This is a genomic window from Paenibacillus terrae (assembly GCF_005217525.1).
Classification (GTDB): domain Bacteria; phylum Bacillota; class Bacilli; order Paenibacillales; family Paenibacillaceae; genus Paenibacillus; species Paenibacillus terrae_C.
In genome coordinates this window covers 417,388-438,523 of sequence record NZ_PNXQ01000014.1, presented here as the reverse complement: position 1 = coordinate 438,523, position 21,136 = coordinate 417,388, and the positions used below count along the sequence as shown (strand labels likewise).

The 21,136-nt window shown below is 47.6% G+C and carries 16 protein-coding genes; all 16 read right to left on the bottom strand.

Annotated features, from left to right (window positions below):
- Window positions 1–6: 6 nt before the first annotated feature.
- The 16 genes from C1I60_RS16820 to C1I60_RS16745 all read right to left on the bottom strand — a co-directional run bounded on the left by C1I60_RS16820 (window position 7) and on the right by C1I60_RS16745 (window position 21,067).
- A complete protein-coding gene (locus tag C1I60_RS16820) occupies window positions 7–1,011 on the bottom strand; it encodes a polysaccharide deacetylase family protein (protein ID WP_170970829.1) in 1,005 nt (334 codons plus the stop codon).
- Between the two features lie 233 nt (window positions 1,012–1,244).
- Window positions 1,245–3,347 carry a polyribonucleotide nucleotidyltransferase gene (gene pnp, locus C1I60_RS16815; RefSeq protein WP_137062758.1) on the bottom strand — a complete coding sequence of 701 codons (2,103 nt, stop codon included), beginning with the start codon at window positions 3,345–3,347 and terminating at the stop codon, window positions 1,245–1,247.
- A 245-nt stretch (window positions 3,348–3,592) separates the two neighbouring features.
- Window positions 3,593–3,862 (bottom strand): 30S ribosomal protein S15, encoded by a 270-nt coding sequence (gene rpsO, locus C1I60_RS16810; protein ID WP_014281126.1) that lies wholly within the window; start codon window positions 3,860–3,862, stop codon window positions 3,593–3,595.
- Window positions 3,863–3,994: 132 nt separating this feature from the next.
- Window positions 3,995–4,933: a bifunctional riboflavin kinase/FAD synthetase gene (locus tag C1I60_RS16805; protein WP_137062757.1), complete on the bottom strand. Its 939-nt coding sequence runs from the start codon at window positions 4,931–4,933 to the stop codon at window positions 3,995–3,997.
- Window positions 4,934–4,990: 57 nt separating this feature from the next.
- Window positions 4,991–5,926, bottom strand: coding sequence for a tRNA pseudouridine(55) synthase TruB (gene truB, locus C1I60_RS16800; protein WP_137062756.1), 936 nt, complete (start codon window positions 5,924–5,926; stop codon window positions 4,991–4,993).
- Complete coding sequence (locus tag C1I60_RS16795; RefSeq protein WP_137062755.1) at window positions 5,923–6,900, bottom strand: DHH family phosphoesterase; 978 nt, start codon at window positions 6,898–6,900, stop codon at window positions 5,923–5,925. The genes truB and C1I60_RS16795 overlap by 4 nt, the downstream gene beginning before the upstream one ends.
- 52 nt (window positions 6,901–6,952) lie before the next feature.
- Window positions 6,953–7,303: a 30S ribosome-binding factor RbfA gene (gene rbfA / locus C1I60_RS16790; protein WP_014281122.1), complete on the bottom strand. Its 351-nt coding sequence runs from the start codon at window positions 7,301–7,303 to the stop codon at window positions 6,953–6,955.
- Between the two features lie 20 nt (window positions 7,304–7,323).
- Window positions 7,324–9,900, bottom strand: a complete 2,577-nt coding sequence (infB, locus tag C1I60_RS16785; RefSeq protein WP_137062754.1) for a translation initiation factor IF-2 — start codon at window positions 9,898–9,900, stop codon at window positions 7,324–7,326.
- Complete coding sequence (locus C1I60_RS16780; protein ID WP_137062753.1) at window positions 9,893–10,216, bottom strand: L7Ae/L30e/S12e/Gadd45 family ribosomal protein; 324 nt, start codon at window positions 10,214–10,216, stop codon at window positions 9,893–9,895. Before C1I60_RS16780 ends, infB begins: the two co-directional genes overlap by 8 nt.
- Entirely contained in the window at window positions 10,209–10,517 is a 309-nt protein-coding gene (gene rnpM, locus C1I60_RS16775; RefSeq protein WP_007430067.1) for an RNase P modulator RnpM, read from the bottom strand. Before rnpM ends, C1I60_RS16780 begins: the two co-directional genes overlap by 8 nt.
- 23 nt (window positions 10,518–10,540) lie before the next feature.
- Window positions 10,541–11,638, bottom strand: coding sequence for a transcription termination factor NusA (nusA, locus tag C1I60_RS16770; protein WP_137062752.1), 1,098 nt, complete (start codon window positions 11,636–11,638; stop codon window positions 10,541–10,543).
- A gap of 101 nt (window positions 11,639–11,739) precedes the next feature.
- Complete coding sequence (gene rimP, locus C1I60_RS16765; protein ID WP_014281118.1) at window positions 11,740–12,201, bottom strand: ribosome maturation factor RimP; 462 nt, start codon at window positions 12,199–12,201, stop codon at window positions 11,740–11,742.
- A 312-nt stretch (window positions 12,202–12,513) separates the two neighbouring features.
- Complete coding sequence (locus tag C1I60_RS16760) at window positions 12,514–16,830, bottom strand: PolC-type DNA polymerase III (RefSeq protein ID WP_137062751.1); 4,317 nt, start codon at window positions 16,828–16,830, stop codon at window positions 12,514–12,516.
- Window positions 16,831–17,047: 217 nt separating this feature from the next.
- Window positions 17,048–18,496, bottom strand: coding sequence for a proline--tRNA ligase (gene proS / locus C1I60_RS16755; protein ID WP_137062750.1), 1,449 nt, complete (start codon window positions 18,494–18,496; stop codon window positions 17,048–17,050).
- 50 nt (window positions 18,497–18,546) lie between these two features.
- On the bottom strand, window positions 18,547–19,818 hold the full coding sequence (gene rseP, locus C1I60_RS16750) for an RIP metalloprotease RseP (RefSeq protein WP_137062749.1): 1,272 nt from the start codon (window positions 19,816–19,818) through the stop codon (window positions 18,547–18,549).
- A 109-nt stretch (window positions 19,819–19,927) separates the two neighbouring features.
- Complete coding sequence (locus tag C1I60_RS16745; protein ID WP_137062748.1) at window positions 19,928–21,067, bottom strand: 1-deoxy-D-xylulose-5-phosphate reductoisomerase; 1,140 nt, start codon at window positions 21,065–21,067, stop codon at window positions 19,928–19,930.
- Between the last annotated feature and the right edge of the window lie 69 nt (window positions 21,068–21,136).

Below are 21,136 nucleotides of genomic sequence, written 5' to 3'. Positions count from 1 at the left end.
AGACGTTCACTCAACCGGAGCAGGTAGCTGCCGATCAGGGGAAAGCGTCTGACTGACGGTTCCGGGCACCAGTCCCTTGCTGCGAATGGCATGAATCATGCCTTTGAGAGCGGCCGATGAAGAATCTGTCGGATGCATCAAAATCAGTGATCCCGATTCGACCTTGCTGCTGATTTTAGCAATTACCGATTCCGGCGAAGGATGTCTCCAGTCCACTGTATCCAGTGTCCACAGCACTGTTTTAAGCCCCAGACCTGCTGCTAGATCAACGGTTTCTTGATTAAAATCGCCCGACGGCGGAGCAAACCAGCTATTTTTCACACCTAAAATTTCCTGAAGAAGCACTTGTGTCTTCTCTATCTCCTGTGTAGCTCTTTCCTTGCTCAGACGACTCATATTCGGATGAGAATAGGCATGGTTTGAAAGCTCATGTCCTCTTTTCTGAATCTCTTTGGCGAGTTCAGGGTTTTTTTTCAGCCAGCTGCCATCGAAAAAAAATGTAGCCTTGACCTTTTCCTGATCCAGCGTATCCAGCATAGGCACGATATACTCGTTTCCCCAAGCCACATTGATCATGAAAGAAACCATCGGCTTCTCCGGATTTCCCCGGTAAATCGGGACATTGCCGAGTTGGTTCAAATGTACCTTGGGCGCAAGCTGTCGATACACATATTGTATGGGGCGGTCTGGAGCCGCAATTGCCTTACGATAAGTAGCGTCCAGGTCAACCTCCAAGCCGTTATAGCCAGGAATAGCCTTCCATACACGGTCGATTTTGGCATCAACCGGTTCTCTTCTTTGCCGGGCAGCATCTGATCGCAGTCGCTGCATGAGTGCATTATCAGGTAAAGCTGCAATCGCCATCGTCGTTGCAGCCTCGGGCTCACTCGTTTCCGTGCCGTGTCCGGCTCGTAGTTGACTCACATACTCACGTACCCCGCTAAACTGTCCAATCACCAGCGTAATGACCAGACTAGCTACAACCCACGTTGCTCTCTTTGCCTTTCTCATGATCCCTTCATCCTCCCGCCCGTTTGTCCACATTGTATGCGGGGAGGACAAGAACTATGACGTAGCGGGCCCCTGAAAGCCCACTTCGACACAGCTTGTGCATATGTATGAAAAAAGAGCCAGAAACGCAGCTCTGCCTCTTTCCAAAAGCTTAGACGATGCTATTCAAATCCCGAATGTTCTGTAAAACCAAATATTATCCCTGTTGTAGTAATCTCTGTTGTACGAAGGTACTAGGATTTTGCAGGAGCTTCAGCCGTCAGAACCGCTTTGCGGGACAAATTGACACGGCCTTGTTGATCAATTTCGGTTACTTTCACCGTAATCGTATCTCCAATGGCAACTACATCCTCAACTTTGGCTACACGTTCGGTAGACAGTTGGGAAATATGAACCAGACCGTCCTTGCCCGGTAAAATTTCGACGAATGCACCGAATTTTTCAATCCGCTTCACTGTGCCGATGTAAATCTCTCCGATCACGACTTCTTTCACGATACCTTCAATAATGGAACGCGCCTTTTCATTCATCTCTTGGTTTGTGGAAGCGATGAATACACGACCATCTTGTTCGATATCAATTTTCACGCCGGTTTCTTCGATGATTTTGTTAATGATTTTACCACCCGCACCAATAACATCACGGATTTTATCCGGATTAATGTGCATCGTCATAATTTTCGGCGCATACGGAGACAATTGCTCACGCGGCGTCTGGATGGCTTCCATCATTTTGCTAAGAATGAACAGACGTCCTTCTCTGGCTTGATTGAGCGCGTCCTGCAAAATGTTACGGTCGATACCGTTAATCTTGATATCCATTTGAATAGCAGTTACGCCTTCTGCTGTACCAGCCACTTTAAAGTCCATATCGCCCAGGTGATCTTCCATACCCTGGATATCGGTCAACACGGAAACATGCTCCCCGTCCTTGATCAATCCCATCGCTACACCTGCAACCGGAGCCTTGATCGGTACACCCGCATCCATCATAGCCAGTGTGCTTGCGCAGATACTAGCCTGGGAAGTCGAGCCATTCGATTCCAGCACCTCGGAAACGAGACGAATCGTATATGGAAATTCAGTTTCAGAAGGAATGACTTTGGAAAGCGCACGCTCACCAAGAGCACCATGTCCAATTTCACGACGACCCGGCGCACGCAAAGGACGAGCCTCGCCTACACTGAATGGAGGGAAATTGTAATGATGCATGAAACGCTTCGTTTCTTCCAGATCAATGCCGTCCAAAATTTGCACATCACCCAATGCGCCAAGTGTACAAACGCTAAGCGCTTGCGTTTGACCGCGTGTGAATAAGCCCGAGCCATGCGTACGCGGCAAAATGCTCGTATCGCTTTCGATCGGACGAATCTCGTCAAGCTTACGACCATCGGGACGCACTTTATCATGCGTAATCAGACGACGGACTTCTTCTTTAACGATATCATAGAGAACTTCGCTCACGTCTTTCAAAAGCTCAGGCGTCTCTATGTATTGTGCTTCAAAATGTGCAACCGTCTCTTCGTTGACTGCATCAATCGCCTCTTGACGGGCATGTTTTTCTACAATTTTGACGGCTTCCACCAAACGTTCAGCCGCATAAGCACGAACTTCGCTGTTCACTTTTTCATCGACAGCATGCAGTTTAACCTGCATTTTCTCTTTACCTGCCACTTTAACCAGCTGCTCAATGACTGCCACAATGTTCTTGATCTCGTCATGGCCAAACATGATTGCTTCCAGCATGACTTCTTCCGGAATTTCATTGCCTTCTGCTTCCACCATCATGATGGCGTCTTTGGTTCCGGCTACAACCAGGTACAAATCGCTTGCATTCTGCTGCGCAATATCCGGGTTAATCACGAATTGTCCGTCCACACGGCCTACAGCAACTCCGCCAATCGGTCCGTTAAAAGGTACGTCCGAAATACTAAGCGCTGCCGAGGTTCCGATCATCGCTGCAATTTCCGGCTCACAATCCTGATCGACACTCATCACCAGGTTTAATACCTGTACATCATTCCGGAAGCCTTCCGGAAACAATGGGCGAATCGGACGGTCTGTCAGACGGCTGGACAAAATCGCTTTTTGACTCGGGCGTCCTTCCCGTTTAATAAATCCGCCTGGAATTTTTCCCACAGCATACAATCTTTCTTCATAGTTCACCGTCAGCGGAAAAAAGTCCAAATCTTTCGGCGCATGGGAAGCGGTCACGGTACAGAGAACAACCGTTTCGCCATAGCTTACTTTAACTGCCGCATTGGCCTGTTTCGCAAGGCGTCCTGTTTCCAGCACCAGCTTTCTTCCGCCGAGCTGCATTTCTACACGTTGCTCCATGGTATCCCTCCATTTCATTCCATTGTAAAAGTTCTATACATATCCAGTATTTCCTGCGCGGGCCTAATTCATAAGAAGACCTATGCATTATAAGCACCAGAACCTTACTAGACTCGCACTTCTAAAGGATCTGCACGTCAAAAAAATTCCTTACTTCAAAAAAGAACCCGGCTGCTGTCCGCCGTCGCCTTAGCAGGGACAAGCGGTGAACAACCAGGCTTCTTTTCTCATTACATGTCTGAAAATTAACGACGCAGTCCGAGACGCTCGATCAACGCACTGTAACGTCTAACATCAGTCTTCTTCAGGTAAGCCAAAAGTTTACGACGCTGACCGACCATTTTCAACAACCCGCGGCGGGAGTGATGGTCTTTCTTATGCGAACGAAAGTGGCTTTGCAAGTTAACGATGTTTTCAGTAAGGATAGCGATTTGTACCTCTGCAGATCCTGTATCGGATTCATGAGTTTTGTACTCCTCGATCAATTGCTGTTTACGCTCTTGAGTCAATGCCATCCTGTTCACCTCCTTCATTATAATCGCCATTAGCCTCGTAGCCGCTGGTGAAAGCGGACAACCAAGCCAAGGTTCATCGTTGTTTACACAACATAAGTCAGTATAACACAGCGCCTGTCTTATGTAAATAAATTAGCCTAACAGCTTTTTAGCCGTTTGTACGTCATTGCCAATTTGGGTAATCAGCTCGTCCACCGAAGAGAATTTGCGTTCAGGACGGATGTAATGATGAAGCTCAACCAGCACAGGTTCGCCATAAATCTGCTGGTCAAAATCAAACAGATGAACCTCAAACGACGGATTCAGCACACCTTCATGAAAAGTAGGCTTAACCCCTACATTCATTACCCCGCTTCTCCAACGCTCACCCACCAGTGCCCGTACGGCATATACGCCCTTGACTGGAATTACGTAAGTATCATCCAGCTTGAGATTAGCTGTTGGGAAGCCGATGGTGCGCCCACGCTTCTCTCCATCCATTACGGTGCCCCGAATGTGGTAAGATCGTCCCAGCCAGCGAGAGGCATGCGTTAAATCCCCTGTCTGCAGGGCACGGCGGATGCTGGAGCTGCTCACTTTTTCCCCATCCAGCTCAAATGACGGTACGGTGTGGACGGACATACGTTCTCCTCCCAGTTCCCGAAGTGTATGCTCATGTCCGGCTCCCCGGTAGCCAAACCGGAAATCAAAGCCCACCACCGCCGTTTGAATCTGCAGTGGAAGCAAGATGTCCGTGATGAACGCCTCAGGGCTGACTTTGGAAAAGTCCTCGTCAAATCTCAAAATATAAAGCACGTCCACACCCATATCAGCTAAAATATCCTGCTTGTCCACAAGCGGGGTCAAATAGCCTTCATAGTCGCCTTTTTTCATGACTTCCTTCGGGTGAGGATGAAATGTCATAACAGATACCGGCAATTTCTGCTCCCGAGCCAGCTCGACAGCCTTGCGTATGACACTTGCGTGTCCGAGATGAAGACCGTCGAACTGACCGATCGCCGTGACCTGTGAACGTCCCCATTGGTGCAAAAGCTCATCGCTCAATGGATAAGATAACGATACGGTAATCATATTATTTCACCTGCATTTCACATCATTTGACTAACTTCGTCAAAATTATAGCACAATTCAAGGTAAAAAAACTTTAATTGGCGCGATAGCCCCTGATTCATCCCGTCCATATACGCCCAAAAACGTTCGATCCTCTTTATACAACCGGAAGGGCTGGCTGTCCGTCACAGGGGGAGAAATCATGCTCAGCGACAAGCGCTGACCTTGGAGAGCGGCAGCTGCCTTCACTTCGGCCACTGTATGATCAGGCATATAGTCAATGGCCTCATCAGTGGCAATAAGCCGCTCACCCAGGCTGCCATCCGCTACGTAGCGTTCAATTTCTTCGAATGTTAAGCAACGATTCGCAGGAATCCCCGCAGACATGGTTCGTTCCAGCTTGGCCATCGTCGAAGGATATCCCAATTTGCGGCCGATATCGACGCAGAGCGTACGGATATAAGTTCCTTTAGAGCATAATGCACGAAAAGAAATATCCACATGGGATCCCGTCTCCGCGAATCCCGTCATTTCCAGCTCGTAAATGGTCACTTCACGGCTTTTACGCTCCACGGTTTTGCCTTCTCGGGCCAGCTCATATAGACGTTTGCCTTCCACTTTGAGGGCCGAGTACATTGGCGGCACTTGGGAAATCGTACCGACAAAACGCTCCAGAACCGCTTTGGCTTCCTCTTCTGTGACCTCTACCGGACGGTCACACTCTTCGGTAATCGTCCCCGTAAGGTCCTCCGTATCCGTGGCAAGTCCCAAGCGTAACGTTGCATGGTATTCCTTAGGTAGCTCCTGCATGTATTCAACTACCCGGGTAGCACGTCCCAGACACAACGGCAGCACGCCCGTCACCTGAGGATCAAGTGTTCCGGTATGTCCGATTCGCTTCATTCCCAGCAAACGGCGAGCCTTGGCCACCACATCATGAGAGGTGAATCCAGCGGGTTTGTAGACGGGTAGCACGCCTTCCCAATTTGCTTGTTCCTGCTTTATCGGTTTCATAGCTCGGCCATCACCCGCCCTACAACGACCTCGATAATATCCTCCAGCTTACCCTCCAGACGACAACCTGCAGCACGTACGTGTCCCCCGCCCCCAAATGATTGGGCAAGCGCAGCTACGTTAACGTTACCTGCCGATCTCAGACTGGCTTTGGCCGCTTGATCACTAATCACTTTAAAGAAAATGCCTACTTCAACGCCACAAATATTTCTCGGATAATTGACGATACCTTCCAAATCCTCATTAACAGCTCCGCATTCCTTCATATCGTCAGGAGTTACAACCACCCAGGCGATTTTACCATCCTCCGAAATCTTGAGCGTTTGCAATGCTTTAGTCAGCACCTTTATTTGCGGGAAGGTCATTTCTTCCAGCAGACTCTCCGATAGATAGGGACCGTCTACCCCATAGGCAAGCAGCTGTGACACCGTAGACATGACCTTAGGTGAAGTATTCGAATACCTGAATCCTCCTGTGTCCGTCAGCAGTCCGGTATATACAGCCGTCGCCACTTCAACATCCCAGTTGATCGCAAACTTTTCCAGTAAATCAAAAAGAATTTCTGCCGTTGCCGCAGCATCCGACTTAATTACATTAACCGTGCCATACGCATCATTCGTCGGATGATGATCAATATTCAAAATGATGGCATCTTCCGCAAAAAACTGATCTGTCAGACCAACACGACGGAAATCTGCACAATCCACACAAATAATCCGGTTGTATTTCCGTTCCGGCGGTTGCTGGCTCATATCCATAATCTCATCGGCATGCCATAAAAAATCCATGCGTTTGGGGATAGGCCCCTCATTCAGCATGGTAAATTTCTTCCCCAGACATGAGAGAAGCCAGCCCACCGTTACGGTGGAGCTGACTGCGTCTCCGTCCGGCTGTACATGCGATACGATCAGGTAATCATCATGCTCCAGAATAAATTCCTTCGCTTGTTGAAGCGCCTGTTCATAGGTATGCATTGCCGTCTCCTTTACATTCAGTTCATGGTTCCTTCGGATAAACTAGCTCTTGCTATTTCTCATCCTTGTCGATATCACTTAGCAGCTTTTCAATCCGGCTGCCATAAGCGATAGATTCGTCAATTTTGAAAATCAGCTCAGGAATATGGCGAAGCCGTATCCGTTTGCCAAGTTCGGAACGAAGATAACCGTTCGCTTTGTCCAATGCTTTCAGGGAAGAAGTTTTTTGCTCTTCATCCCCAAGCACGCTCAAGTATATTTTCGCTTGGGACAAATCGTTTGTCAGATCAACACCCGTTACCGTAATAAAACCGATACGGGGATCTTTTAATTCGGTCTGTATGAGTTGGCTCAGCTCTTTTTTAATCTGCTCGCCAACCCGACCAGTACGTATTTTAGCCATGGATGCTCACCTCTCTGCCGTTAGCGCTCCACTGTTTCCATGACGAACGCTTCAATAATGTCGAGTTCCTTAACATCATTATAGCCATCAAGGGTAATACCGCATTCGTAACCTTGGGCAACTTCTTTTGCGTCGTCCTTAAAGCGTTTCAGTGAGTCGATTTTACCTTCAAAAATAACAATGCCATCACGTATCAGGCGTGCTTCTGCTGAACGGGCAATTTTACCGGACGTCACCATACAACCGGCAATCGTACCGACCTTAGTTACTTTAAACACGTTACGAACTTCAGCATGCCCAATCACATTTTCTTTATATTCAGGATCCAGCATGCCTTTCATGGCTTGCTCGATTTCTTCAATGACATTGTAAATGACGCGGTGCAGACGAATGTCCACTTTTTCTGCTTCAGCTGTAGATTTCGCCTGATTATCTGGACGAACGTTAAAACCAATCACAATGGCATTGGAAGCCGCAGCCAAAATAATATCGGATTCGGTAATTGCACCTGCACCGCTGTGAAGAATTTTAACGCGTACACCTTCAACTTCAATCTTGTTCAAGGAGCCTTTCAGCGCTTCGACGGAACCTTGCACATCACCTTTGATAATGACGTTCAGATCTTTCATCTCGCCATCCTTGATGTGCTGGAACAGGTCATCAAGCGTTACACGGGTGTTGCTGCCCAGATCGGACTGACGTTGCGTAATCGCACGTCTGTCAGCGATAGCACGAGCTTTGCGCTCATCCTCGAACACCATGAACGGATCGCCAGCAAGTGGCACTTCTGTCAAACCAGTGATTTCAACCGGTGTGGAAGGACCCGCTTCCTTGAGGCGACGACCTTTGTCATTGACCATGGCACGTACACGTCCGAAACAGTTACCTGCTACGAAAGCATCGCCGACTTTCAGTGTACCATTCTGAACGAGGATACGGGCTACGGAACCGCGGCCTTTATCCAGCTCAGCCTCGATGATCGTACCACGTGCCCGTTTGTCAGGGTTCGCTTTGTACTCATTCACTTCAGCTACGAGCAGAATCATTTCGAGCAGATCTTCAAGACCCATTCTCTGTTTCGCAGAAACGTTAACGAAAATCGTATCGCCGCCCCACTCTTCAGGAACCAATTCATACTCAGTCAGTTCTTGCTTTACTTTATCCGGATTAGCATCTGGTTTGTCGATTTTATTCACAGCCACGATGATCGGCAGACCAGCTGCCTTCGCATGGTTAATAGCTTCAACTGTCTGTGGCATAACCCCGTCGTCAGCTGCAACAACAATGATCGTCATATCTGTAACTTGAGCACCACGAGCACGCATAGCCGTAAACGCTTCGTGACCTGGTGTATCCAGGAAAGTAATTTTCTTATTGTTGATTTCAACTTGGTACGCACCGATATGCTGTGTAATACCACCAGCTTCGCCACCCGTTACATTAGTGGAGCGAATAGCATCCAGCAAAGTTGTTTTACCATGATCGACGTGACCCATAATGGTAACAACAGGTGGACGTGCTTTCAAGAGATCTGGATCATCGTTTTCTTCGACTGTTTCAAAACGATCCTCTTCGACCGGAATTTTCACTTCTACTTCTACACCGAAATCTCCGGCAAGTAGCAGGATAGTATCCATATCCAGCTCCTGGTTAATAGTCGCCATCGTTCCGAGCGTGATCAGCTTTTTGATAACTTCCGATGCATCCTTGTGGAGAAGCTTCGCTGTTTCGCCTACTGTCATCTCACCACGCACAATGATTTTCTTAGGCGTGTTGTCGATTTTCTCACGGCGCTCCTGTTGTTGACCTCTGCCACGATTGTTGAATTTTCCACCACGATTGCTACCGCCGCGGTTATTGCCACCACGACCACCGTTACCGCCACGTCCTCCGCCTTGACGATTATCGTCAAAACGACCTTGACCAGAACGGTTACCACCGTTATTGGAGTTGCTGCCTGTACGGTTGCCACCACCGCTACGGTTTGCATTACTACTTCCCGTGGATGAAGCCGTTCTTACTGCCGTACCACCTTGACTGTTCCCTTGTGGACGTGAGTTGGTGCTTTGGCTACCTTGAGGACGTGAACCCGTGTTAGTGCTTGGGCGCTGTTGCCCTCCCTGTTGCTGGCCGCCGCTACGGCTCTGGCTGCTGCCTTGCTGTCCACTTGGTCTGCTTGTACTCTGTTGACTGCGGTTTTGACCGCCCTGCTGACTGCCTTGCGCTTTTGGAGCGCTGCTTCGGTTACTGTTTTGGTTGTTGTTTGTCCTATTCATACTTACCTGCTTTTCCTGTTGATTTTTGGTTTGCTCAGTTGAATGATTACTGTTTTGACCTGAACTGGTCTGACTTGAACCGGCCTGATTCGAGCTTACTTGCGCCATGTCTGCTCCACCTTGCTTGGCCGCAGCATCGGATTTAATATCCTTAAAAAACTTTTCCACTTTACCCACAGCGTCGTGTTCCATGACGCTCATATGGTTGTTCACGGGAATATCCAGACGTTTAAGAATGGTGATAATTTCTTTGCTGCTCATGTTCAACGATTTGGCGTATTCGTATACCCGCACTTTGTCTTTGCTTTCTTGTTTACTCAATATACTCCACCTCCGACATTATCCCCGCATGTTTCTTGATCAATTGCGCGAATCCTTGATCCGTCACAGCCAGCACAACCCGTTCAGGCTTGCCGATGCTGCTTCCCAAGCTTTCCCGGTCAAATCCTATCAATAAGGGGATTTTGTACGTCCCGCATTTGTCGCGGAATTTCTTTTGAGTATTCATTGAAGCATCTTTCGCAAGAATGACCAGCTTGGCTTCTGAAGACCTGATCGCTTTAAAAACGATCTCATCACCTGTTAGCAACTTGCCAGCTCTCATGGCAAGGCCCAATCCAGACAGCGCCTTATTCATCCTGCACGCTGCCTTGTGCCGCCAGGAATTCTTCCTCGACGGCAGCAAAATCACGACTGAGCTGCTCATAAATATCAGGATGAACCGAGTGCTTCAATGCCCGATCCAGTGCCTTGCTTTTTTGAGCAAGCTTGAAGCAGGCGGCTTTGCCGCACAAGTAAGCGCCGCGTCCCGACTTTTTGCCAGTCAAGTCAATCAGCACTTCGTCTTCAGGGGTTTTGACGACACGGATCAACTGCTTCTTAGGCATCATTTCATGACAGGCCACACACTTTCGTAAAGGTATCTTTCTCTGTTTCATGCATTAATCCCCCTACACTCCGTTTAATCTACAGAAACGGAATCCTGATGCATTTCATCGGTGGATGTTCTCGGTCTACCGAGTTCTTCCTCCGCCTGCGTTTCGCTCTTGATATCAATTTTCCAGCCAGTAAGCTTGGCAGCAAGGCGGGCATTTTGCCCTTTGATACCAATGGCCAGAGAAAGCTGATAATCCGGCACGATGACACGAGCCATTTTTTCTTCTTCAAACACCTGCACCTCAAGCACCTTGGACGGGCTCAACGCATTAGCCACATACTCGTCAACATTATCGGAATAACGCACAATGTCTATTTTTTCACCACGCAACTCATTCACAATCGTTTGCACCCGCGTTCCCCTCGGTCCTACACAAGAACCGACCGGATCTACCTCGGCATTACGGGAATGAACTGCGATTTTAGAACGGAAGCCTGCTTCACGCGCTACAGAACGAATCTCGACGACACCGTCAAAAATTTCCGGCACCTCGAGTTCGAACAAACGCTTAAGCAGACCTGGATGTGAACGGGACAACATGATTTGTGGCCCTTTGGTCGTATTCTCTACCTTGGTAATATAAGCCTTAATCCGGTCCAGATGACTGAATTTCTCATTAGGCATCAACTCGCCCAACGGGAGAACCGCCTCCACCTTACCCAGGTCAATATAAATATTACGCGGGTCTTGACGTTGTACCGTCCCTGTTACAATATCCTCTTCCTTGTCCACAAACTTGTTGTAGATCAATCCCCGCTCCGCTTCACGGATACGTTGGGTTACGACCTGCTTTGCTGTTTGTGCAGCAATCCGTCCAAAATCACGAGGAGTAACTTCAATTTCAGCAATATCCTCCAGCTGAAAATTCGGGTTAATCTCACGAGCCGCTGGCAACGAAATCTCGGTGCGAGGGTCCAATACCTCCTCAACAATCAGCTTGCGGGCATATACCTTAATGACACCCGAGTTGCGGTTCATATCGACACGCACGTTTTGTGCGGTGTTGAAATTCCGTTTGTAGCTGGAAATCAAGGCTGCTTCAATGGCCTCAAACAGCACATCCTTGCTGATCCCCTTTTCCCGTTCCAACTCGTTCATTGCTTCAATAAAATCCATACTCATGGATTACTGCTCCCCCTTTCAAATGATGCACCTGCGTCCTGGTCGGCACACGAGGCAAAAAAACATGAAGTCCATGTCAAACAGCAACGGTCAAATCCGAATTAAAATATGATCGCGAGCCTGGCTCCAGCCACCTTGTCATAAGGTATGGCATGCTTCTTTTGTCCGCTCTGAACGGTAAGTTCCCCATCTTCAAAAGAAAGCAAACGACCTTCAAATTCCTTCAGGCCGTTGATCGGCTCGTATGTAGTAACAAATACATTTTTGCCTACCGCTTTGGTTACGTCTTCCGCTTTTTTTAGCGGTCTTTCAGCGCCTGGTGAAGACACCTCCAGAAAATATGCTGTAGAAACAGGGTCGTTTTCGTCCAGCTTTTGACCCAAGTATTCACTGATCATACTACAGTCGTCCAGATCAATTCCCCCATCTTTGTCCACAAAAACGCGAAGAAACCAATTGCTGCCCTCTTTGACATACTCGACATCGACCAGTTCAAAACCATGCTCATCGAGATAAGGTTGGGCCATTTCTTCTACTACTGACTTGATCTTTGGTGTGCTCAAAGATTATAACCTCCAAAAGTAAACTTTCCTGTGGTGAAAAAGAGACGCCCCATTGCCATGGACAATGCTTCTCCATCACCGGCATTTTCCATTTTCATTTGATGTAATGTTCATTTTGGGCTCACTGCAAATAAACCGGCGTACCGGTTCCTGCCCAAAAATCGTCTTTTCACGTTGTAACTGTATATCAAACAGTAAAGAGTGGGTTTCCCCACTCTTTAAGCAACGGTTTTATCTCCATGATTACCAAAAAAATTATAACATAACCGTAGTTATGTGACAAGTGCCAGAGCTTGACTACTGGGATTCCAATTAAAACAGAGACAACTGATTACTCTCCGGCAGTCCGCGGAAACAGCCCATCTGGGACAGCATTTCGACAATCGTTTTACTAGCCTTTGATTTTTGCTGAAAATCCTCGACAGACAAAAATTCACCCTGTTCACGGGAGGCTGCGATGTTACGTGCCGCGTTGTCACCAATCCCCTGAAGCGCTCCGAACGGGGGAATGAGTGAATCTCCGTCTATCTTGAAGCGCGTAGCTTCGGAACGATACAAATCAATCGTCTTGAAACTGAAACCGCGAGCCGTCATTTCCAGCGCCATTTCCAGGATCGGAAGCATCCCTTTTTCCTTAGGCGGAGCCTGAAAACCGAGCTGCTCGATTTCGACAATTTTCCGTGCGATGGCATCATACCCCTGACAACACAGCTCAATATCAAAATCGGCTGCGCGTACCGAGAAATAGGTCGCATAGTATTCAATCGGATGATACAGCTTGAAATAGGCGGTCCGGACTGCTGAAATAACATAGGCTGCGGCATGCGCCTTTGGAAACATGTACTGGATCTTGAGACAGGAATCAATGTACCATTGCGGAACCTTACATTTTTTCATTTCCTCGATCCATTCCGCACTAAGCCCTTTACCTTTACGCACGCTCTCCGTAATTTTAAAGGCCAGACCTGCATCCATCCCCGCCTTGTAAATCAGGAACAACATGATATCATCCCGGCAACCAATTACGGTTTTAATATTGCAGGTATTGTTCTTGATCAAATCCTGCGCGTTACCCAGCCATACGCCCGTACCATGAGACAGACCCGATATTTGCAGCAAATCGGCAAAAGAACTCGGCTGTGATTCCACTAGCATCTGACGCACAAACTTGGTCCCCATCTCGGGTACACCATAGGTTGCGACAGGAGTGCGGATCTGCTGCGGCGTTACGCCAAGCGCCTCTGTGGAATTGAACATGCTCATAACCTTCGGATCATTCATCGGAATCGTCGTTGGGTCGACTCCGGTCAAATCCTGAAGCATTCTCATCATGGTCGGATCATCATGGCCCAGAATATCGAGCTTGAGTAAGTTCGCATCAAAAGCATGATAATCAAAATGCGTCGTTTTCCACTCCGAGCTCGTATCATCAGCCGGGAATTGTACCGGCGTAATGTCCTCGACCTCAATATAATCGGGAACGACGACGATCCCACCCGGATGCTGTCCGGTGCTGCGTTTGACGCCCGTACAGCCGGAAGCCAGTCTGTTCAGCTCGGCCCCACGCCATTTTTTATGATGCGCCTCTTCATATTTCTTCGCAAAGCCAAAGGCTGTTTTCTCCGCAACCGTACCGATGGTTCCAGCACGGAATACACTTTTCTCACCAAACAGTACTTTCGTATAATTATGTGCGACTGGCTGATATTCCCCGGAGAAGTTCAAGTCAATATCGGGAACTTTATCTCCCTTAAACCCAAGAAACGTTTCAAACGGAATATCCTGTCCCTCACCCTTCAGCTTGCCACCGCATTTCGGACAGTTTTTGTCAGGCAAGTCAAATCCGCTCGGCACACTGCCATCCAAAATCCATTCGCTATGTCTGCATTCAGGATTACCGCAAATATAATGTGCAGGCAGTGGATTAACCTCGGAAATACCGAGAAAGGTAGCCACCACAGAAGATCCAACAGAACCCCGCGAACCTACCAGGTATCCATCCTGATTGGACTTTTTAACCAGTCGCTCGGAAATGAGATAGTTGGCAGAGAAACCGTATTTAATAATCGGCTCCAGTTCTTTTTCAAGACGGGCTACGACCACCTCGGGCAATTCCTCACCATAAATGGATTTAGCCGTCTCGTAGCAAGTATTGCGGATTTCCTCGTCTGCCCCATCCAGCAAAGGCGTGAACAGCTTGTCAGGGAACAGCTCCAGTTCCTCAAACCGCTCCGCCAGCTCGCTGGTATTCTTCACAACGACTTCATAGGCTTTCTCCTCGCCCAAAAACTCGAATTCTGCCAGCATTTCGTCTGTCGTGCGCAAATGCGCATCCGGTTTCCGGATATCTTTTAACGGGCTAAAGCCAGTAATTCCATGTATCGTGATATCACGGTACAGCTTATCACGCGTTTCCAAATAGTGAACATTGCCTGTAGCAATAACGGGCTTATCGAGCCGCCGCCCAATTTCGCATACTTTACGAACTGCCGTTTTCAGAGCATCAGGGCCACTTACCAGTTGTTTTTCCACCAAATGCATGTACATGGTTAAAGGTTGGATCTCCAGCACATCATAAAACTGTGCAATTTCCTCGGCTTCCTCCTCCGACTTGTTCAGAACTGCCTCGAAAAACTCTCCCTTTTCGCAACCTGAAATAATAAGCAGCCCGTCTCTCATCTCTGACAATTTCGATTTAGGAATACAAGGGACACGCTTAAAATATTCGGTATGTGACATTGAAACCAACTTGTACAGATTTTTTTTGCCAATCGGATTAAGCGCATAAATGCAGCAATGGAAAGGACGAACGGTCGATAAATCCTTACCAACATAGTCGTTCAAGCGGTCGAGCATTTTCATACCTTTAATTTGTTCCGCATCATTCAAAAGTCCATTCAACACTTCCGTTAGCGCAACTGTATCATCAATGGCCCGGTGATGGCTTTCGAGCGCAACCTTGTATTTGGTAGTCAATGTGTTCAGACGATGATTTTTCATCGTTGGAAACAGCAAACGGGCTAATTCCAGTGTATCCAGTACCGGGTTCGTCATCTCAGGCAATCCCATATTCCTAAGCGTAGCCTGAATAAAACCGACATCAAATCGCGCATTATGGGCAACCAGTACAGCATCGCCAGCAAAAGCCACAAACTCCTTCATAACGGGCTCCACATCCGGTGCATCCTTGACCATTTCATCGTTAATGTTGGTCAGTTGCTGGATATTGTACGGAATACGCTCATGCGGATTTACAAAGGTAGCATAACGGTCTATCTCTTTACCCTCATGCATCTTGACAGCAGCAATCTCAATAATTCTATTTTGTGTGACTGACAGACCAGTGGTTTCAATATCAAAAACGACATAAGTCGCTGTTTTCAAATTAAGCGGCTGTGCCTGCATCACAACCTCAACCGCATCGTTGACCACATTGGCCTCGATACCATAAATCATTTTAATTCCGTTTTTCTTGGCGGCCTTAGCGGCATCGGGATAACATTGCACTCCACCATGATCAGTGACCGCAATCGCCTTGTGCCCCCACTTGGCGGCCGTTTTAACATACTGATCAATGGAACTTACAGCATCCATCGCGCTCATCTTCGTGTGAAGGTGAAACTCAACCCGTTTTTCCTCTGCATTATCTTTACGGGAAGGAGGAGCCTGCACCTCTACCAGATCAGAAGGAATCATAACCAGCTCAGGAATTTGCATAAAACGATCATATTCGACGCGGCCGCGGACCTTAACCCATTTTCCGTTAGCCAGCAAGCTGAGAATTTTTAGATCTTCTTTTGTTTTGGCAAACATTTTCATTTGCAGCGAATCACTAAAATCGGTCAAATAATAAGTGAACAATGTACTGCCATTGCGCAACTCTTTACTATCGAGACCGAAAATCGTTCCCTGTAACGTGACTTTCTTCTCTTCATCCTGAATTTCTTGCATCGGAACAGGCGGCTCCTTGATGTCATAGCCAAATTGAAGCCGTACATCTCCTTCCTCTTCATCCAGAGGGGGCATTTCTGATTCCATGCTTTCCATCATCTGCTGAATAACTTCACGTTCTTCCTGCATCTTTTTCTCTTGGAATTGCTGCAAAGCCTCTTGGTTACTTTCACCCACCTGGATTTTAATGCGCATCGAGATACCAAAATATTTATCGTAGAATTTGATGATTGCTTGGTCAATCTGCTTTTTGCGTGCCAGCTCCAGTGACATGCTATCGCTCATCGTCAGCAATAACAGGCCTTCTTCCCACTCATGTACAGCCCGGTTCATCCAGCCGTTCACGGATGGGATTTCACGGTGCACCCATTCCAGAAAAAGCTTCCAGTATTCACTGATGATATCCGCAGACTGAACCTGCTCACTATACCGAAACCGAAAGGTAATTTTAGCGATGTGGTTCATTTTCTCCTGCACCTGAATACAGAAGGCCCGATATACCTGAGCGGGAACCAGTGTTTCCTTGGCGATGATAATATTCCAATCCTTATTGGTACGGCTTATTTCCACCTGCTCAATCCAACCGTCCAGGAAATAAGGTTCCACCACTCCCGCCGGCATCACTACCTGCTTCATCAGCAGTTCCAGCCGTTTTCTCTTTTCTTCAGCTCCGTCCATGGCTCTCCCCTCGTTTTCCATTGACTTAACAACTTTAATCGTACCCCGGATTCCAAATCTACAATTCTGAAAACATGAAAAGCTTCTGCGTCTAAAACATCTCCGACCGCAAAAGCTTTTCGTAGCCCCCTCAATCCTCCACCATAGCAACCTCTTACAATTATGCTCGTTAGCGGAGAGAATGAAGTGAGTATAGTGGTGTAGCTTTACTTCTTTATTAGTACGCCCGTGCGAACACTACAGTATGTTTGGCTGGTTTGCCGCAGCACAGACATGTGGTCTTTTGCTCGGTAGTTTTAAAAGGTATATTGCGGCTTGTAGCGCCTGTCACTTCTTTAACCTTGTCTTCACATTCTTCAGATCCGCACCAGCCTGCCAAAGTAAAGCCGCGTTTCTCTTCCATAAGCGCCTTCATTTCATCCAGCGTATCTACGGAATAGAAGTTTTCATCCATAAAGCTCTTGGCACGATCAAACATTTCCTGCTGTACCTGTGCCAGCATAGCATGGACTTCCTCAACAAGGTTATCCTGCTGTACAATCTTTTTCTCGCCACTGATACGGGATACGAGCACACAAACGCCATTTTCCATATCACGAGGTCCGATTTCCAGACGCACCGGTACACCGCGCATTTCATATTCGTTAAACTTCCAACCTGGACTCACATCACTGCGGTCGTCCATTTTCACACGTACACCCGCTTGTTTCAGTTCAGCGAACAGTTCATCTGCACGGGCAATAACTGCGTCACGCTTCTTAGGTGGCCCGATAGGAACCATAATGACCTGCGTAGGTGCAACTTTAGGAGGCAAAGCCAACCCTCGATCATCCCCATGGACCATAATCAGTGCACCAATCAAGCGTGTACTTGTTCCCCATGAAGTGGTATGTGCGAATTCCAGATTATTTTCACGACTCAAATATTTAATATCAAAAGCAACGGCAAAATTGGTTCCCATATAGTGAGAAGTCCCTGCTTGCACCGCACGTCCATCCTTCATCATCGCTTCCAGTGAGAATGTATCCTTCGCACCAGCAAATTTTTCAGAAGGTGTTTTTTGTCCGGTAATAACTGGGATAGCCAGTACTTCCTCGATAACCTCGCGGTATACTTCCAGCATTTTCATCGTTTCTTCGCGTGCTTCTTCCTCATTTTCATGAGCAGTGTGACCTTCCTGCCACAAAAACTCACTCGTACGCAAGAAAGGAAGCGTGCGTTTTTCCCAACGAACCACGTTGGCCCATTGGTTGATAAGCACTGGCAGATCACGATAGGATTGAATCCATTTGGAGTACATATGACCAATCATTGTCTCTGAAGTTGGACGGATCGCAAGGCGCTCCTCCAGCTTTTCCCCGCCAGCCTCAGTTACCCAAGGAAGCTCCGGGTTAAATCCTTCGACATGCTCTTTTTCCTTCTGGAAAAAGCTCTCGGGAATGAACATCGGAAAATAGGCATTGCGATGACCTGTTTCTTTGAAACGCACATCCATGGCTTCCTTGATATGCTCCCAAATTTCAAAACCGTCAGGGCGGAACACAATACACCCGCGAACCGGGGAGTAATCCATCAGCTCTGCTTTTTTAATAACATCAATATACCATCGAGAAAAATCTTCGCTCTGTGGCGTAATTTCCTCAACAAACTGTTTATCGTTCGACATAGAAACGCATGTCCTCCCATACAGACCCTGTTAAATAAGTCCGTCTCTAATTATCCGTTAATTAATCGTAAAATATCATTATAAGTGACCGCAATCATGAGCAGGAATAGCATGGCAAAACCAACGAAATGGACCATACCTTCCCTACTCGGATCAACTGGACGTCCTCTCACCGCCTCTACACCGAGGAAAACAAGTCTGCTTCCATCCAGCGCAGGAATTGGCAACAGATTAAATATCCCCAAATAAAGACTCATTATAGCAGTCCAATACGTAAGCTGCTCAATGCCCTGCTTGGCAATTTGTCCTGTCACTTCAAAAGTACGTACCGGACCTCCCAGATCATTAATGGAGAAGCGTTGGATAAGCTGACTAAACCCCTGGAAAATAATATCGGTCGTTCGTACCATGGATTGTCCAGCAAATTTAAACGTTTCCCCGACTCCGGCTTGCCGTGTCGGAAGTTCAGGCACGATGCCTACTTTACCAACCTTTTGTCCTTCCATTGCACGAGGTGTAATCGTCAGATCAAAAGTTCTGTTATCACGACGAACAACCCATTTCATCGGCTTGTCTTGGGAATCGGCAATCAGCTTGATCATATTTTCAACGTTTGCACCAATCGCAACCCCGTTCACCGATTCAATGATATCGCCCTTATGCAAATCAGCTTCAGCAGCAGGCATACCCGCTGTAATGTCACTAATCTGAACATAAGTTGGGTTGTCCACTTGTACGCCGACCATCTGGATATGCAGACCAAACAAAACAAAGGCAAGAATAAAATTCATCAGCGGTCCGGCAAAAATAGCCATAGAACGCTGTCCTACTGTTTTGCTGCCATACTGTCGATCCTTAGGCGCAATCTGGATGGATTGCCCTTTGGTTACCATCATCGCTTGGGGGTGCACCGTATATTGCTGATCTTCGCCATCCACATCCAATTTTACAGTTAGTGCCTGCTCCAGATCAATGTGCTGCACTTCGCCGCGCACCACATTTTTACGGTTATCCAATTGGTCCAAATAAATGGTTTTGACGATACCGTCCGTTACGCGTACAGCAATTGTTTGTCCGGCTTCAATTTCATTGATTTCCGGATCTTCTCCCGCCATGCGGGCAAAACCACCGAACGGCAGCAAACGTAGTGTAAATCGCGTCTCGTTTCTTTTATAAGAAAACAGTTTCGGACCGAAACCGATCGCAAACTCCCGTACCAGAATCCCGGCGCGTTTGGCAAAATAATAATGCCCCCATTCATGCACCGTCACTATGACGAAAAACATGAGCACCGTCATCAAAACTATTCGAATCGTTTCCAATCGTTTCCGTTCCCCTTTCAATGAGATCGAGTTTGTCTTCCTAAGATTATCATTATTCTCCGATCCCGCACAAGAGAATCACAATTCGCTTCCCGAACCCAAAGTCAGCTTATATCCCGGCAGCTATGCTGCGAACCTCACGGTCACAGGCTTCAATCGCAGCCAGATCAGGGTTAGTGACATTGACATGCCGTTCCAGTACTTGATCAATAACGGCTTCGATATGCAGAAAAGAAATTTCTCCACGCAGAAAACGGGCAACAGCAATCTCATTAGCCGCATTAAATGCAGTTGGTGCTGTACCACCCATTTTACCACATTCAAAGGCAAGCCTTAAACAAGGAAAACGATTAAAGTCCATTTCCTTAAAATGGAGCCTACCCACCTCAGCCAGTGACAGCGGCTTGGACGGAGACTTCATCCGTTCAGGATAGGTTAAGGCGTATTGAATAGGCACTCGCATATCAGGGTTGCCCAGTTGAGCGACAATACTGGTATCCACAAATTCTACATACGAATGAATGATGCTTTCAGGGTGCAATAGTACGTGAATCTGCTCATAATCAAGTCCGAACAACCAATGCGCCTCAATGACCTCTAGCCCTTTGTTTACCATCGTTGCCGAGTCAATCGTAATTTTGGCACCCATCGACCAATTGGGGTGCTTCAATGCATCTTCTACCGTAACCTCCCGGAGCTGTTCCCTTGTCAAATCACGAAAAGAACCACCTGATGCCGTGAGAGTAATATGTGCCACATCTTTCATACGCTCACCATTCAAGCATTGAAAAATAGCTGAATGCTCACTGTCAATCGGCAGCAACGGCACTCCTTTCGCCCGGGCCCGTTCTGTGACCAGATGACCAGCGGTAACCAGTGTTTCCTTATTGGCCAAACCGATCTGTTTTCCAGCCTCAATCGCGGCCAGCGTGGAGTGCAATCCGACACTGCCCATTACAGCTGTCACAACCATATCTGCATCCGTATTCGCAGCCAGCTCGACGAGTCCTTCATTCCCCCAATGCAGTTCTATTCCGGAAGGCAACAAAGGACGGATTTGCTCCGCCAGTTGCTTGCTGCCTACGGAAACCTTCTTGGGTTGGTATAGATGTGCCTGTTCGACAAGCAACTTTATATTTGAGCCGCCTGCTAAAGCCTCTACGGCAAACTGATCCGGGTGCATAGATACGACATCCAGCGTCTGTGTTCCAATAGACCCGGTTGAACCGAGTACCGTAATTCTTTTCATGAAGCACCTTCCTATCTTGAAAATAACCGTTACTCTGCGGCTAATTTTAACCTGAGCATGAACTGTAAC

Coding starts and splice junctions, on each gene's coding strand:
- rbfA (WP_014281122.1), bottom strand. CDS start 7,303: ATGGCTAAAATACGTACTGGTCGGGTTGGCGAGCAGATTAAAAAAGAG.
- C1I60_RS16780 (WP_137062753.1), bottom strand. CDS start 10,216: ATGAATAAGGCGCTGTCTGGATTGGGCCTTGCCATGAGAGCTGGCAAG.
- nusA (WP_137062752.1), bottom strand. CDS start 11,638: ATGAGTATGGATTTTATTGAAGCAATGAACGAGTTGGAACGGGAAAAG.
- rpsO (WP_014281126.1), bottom strand. CDS start 3,862: ATGGCATTGACTCAAGAGCGTAAACAGCAATTGATCGAGGAGTACAAA.
- C1I60_RS16820 (WP_170970829.1), bottom strand. CDS start 1,011: ATGAGAAAGGCAAAGAGAGCAACGTGGGTTGTAGCTAGTCTGGTCATT.
- C1I60_RS16745 (WP_137062748.1), bottom strand. CDS start 21,067: ATGAAAAGAATTACGGTACTCGGTTCAACCGGGTCTATTGGAACACAG.
- proS (WP_137062750.1), bottom strand. CDS start 18,496: ATGTCGAACGATAAACAGTTTGTTGAGGAAATTACGCCACAGAGCGAA.
- pnp (WP_137062758.1), bottom strand. CDS start 3,347: ATGGAGCAACGTGTAGAAATGCAGCTCGGCGGAAGAAAGCTGGTGCTG.
- truB (WP_137062756.1), bottom strand. CDS start 5,926: ATGAAACCGATAAAGCAGGAACAAGCAAATTGGGAAGGCGTGCTACCC.
- C1I60_RS16805 (WP_137062757.1), bottom strand. CDS start 4,933: ATGATTACCGTATCGTTATCTTATCCATTGAGCGATGAGCTTTTGCAC.
- C1I60_RS16760 (WP_137062751.1), bottom strand. CDS start 16,830: ATGGACGGAGCTGAAGAAAAGAGAAAACGGCTGGAACTGCTGATGAAG.
- C1I60_RS16795 (WP_137062755.1), bottom strand. CDS start 6,900: ATGCATACCTATGAACAGGCGCTTCAACAAGCGAAGGAATTTATTCTG.
- rnpM (WP_007430067.1), bottom strand. CDS start 10,517: ATGAAACAGAGAAAGATACCTTTACGAAAGTGTGTGGCCTGTCATGAA.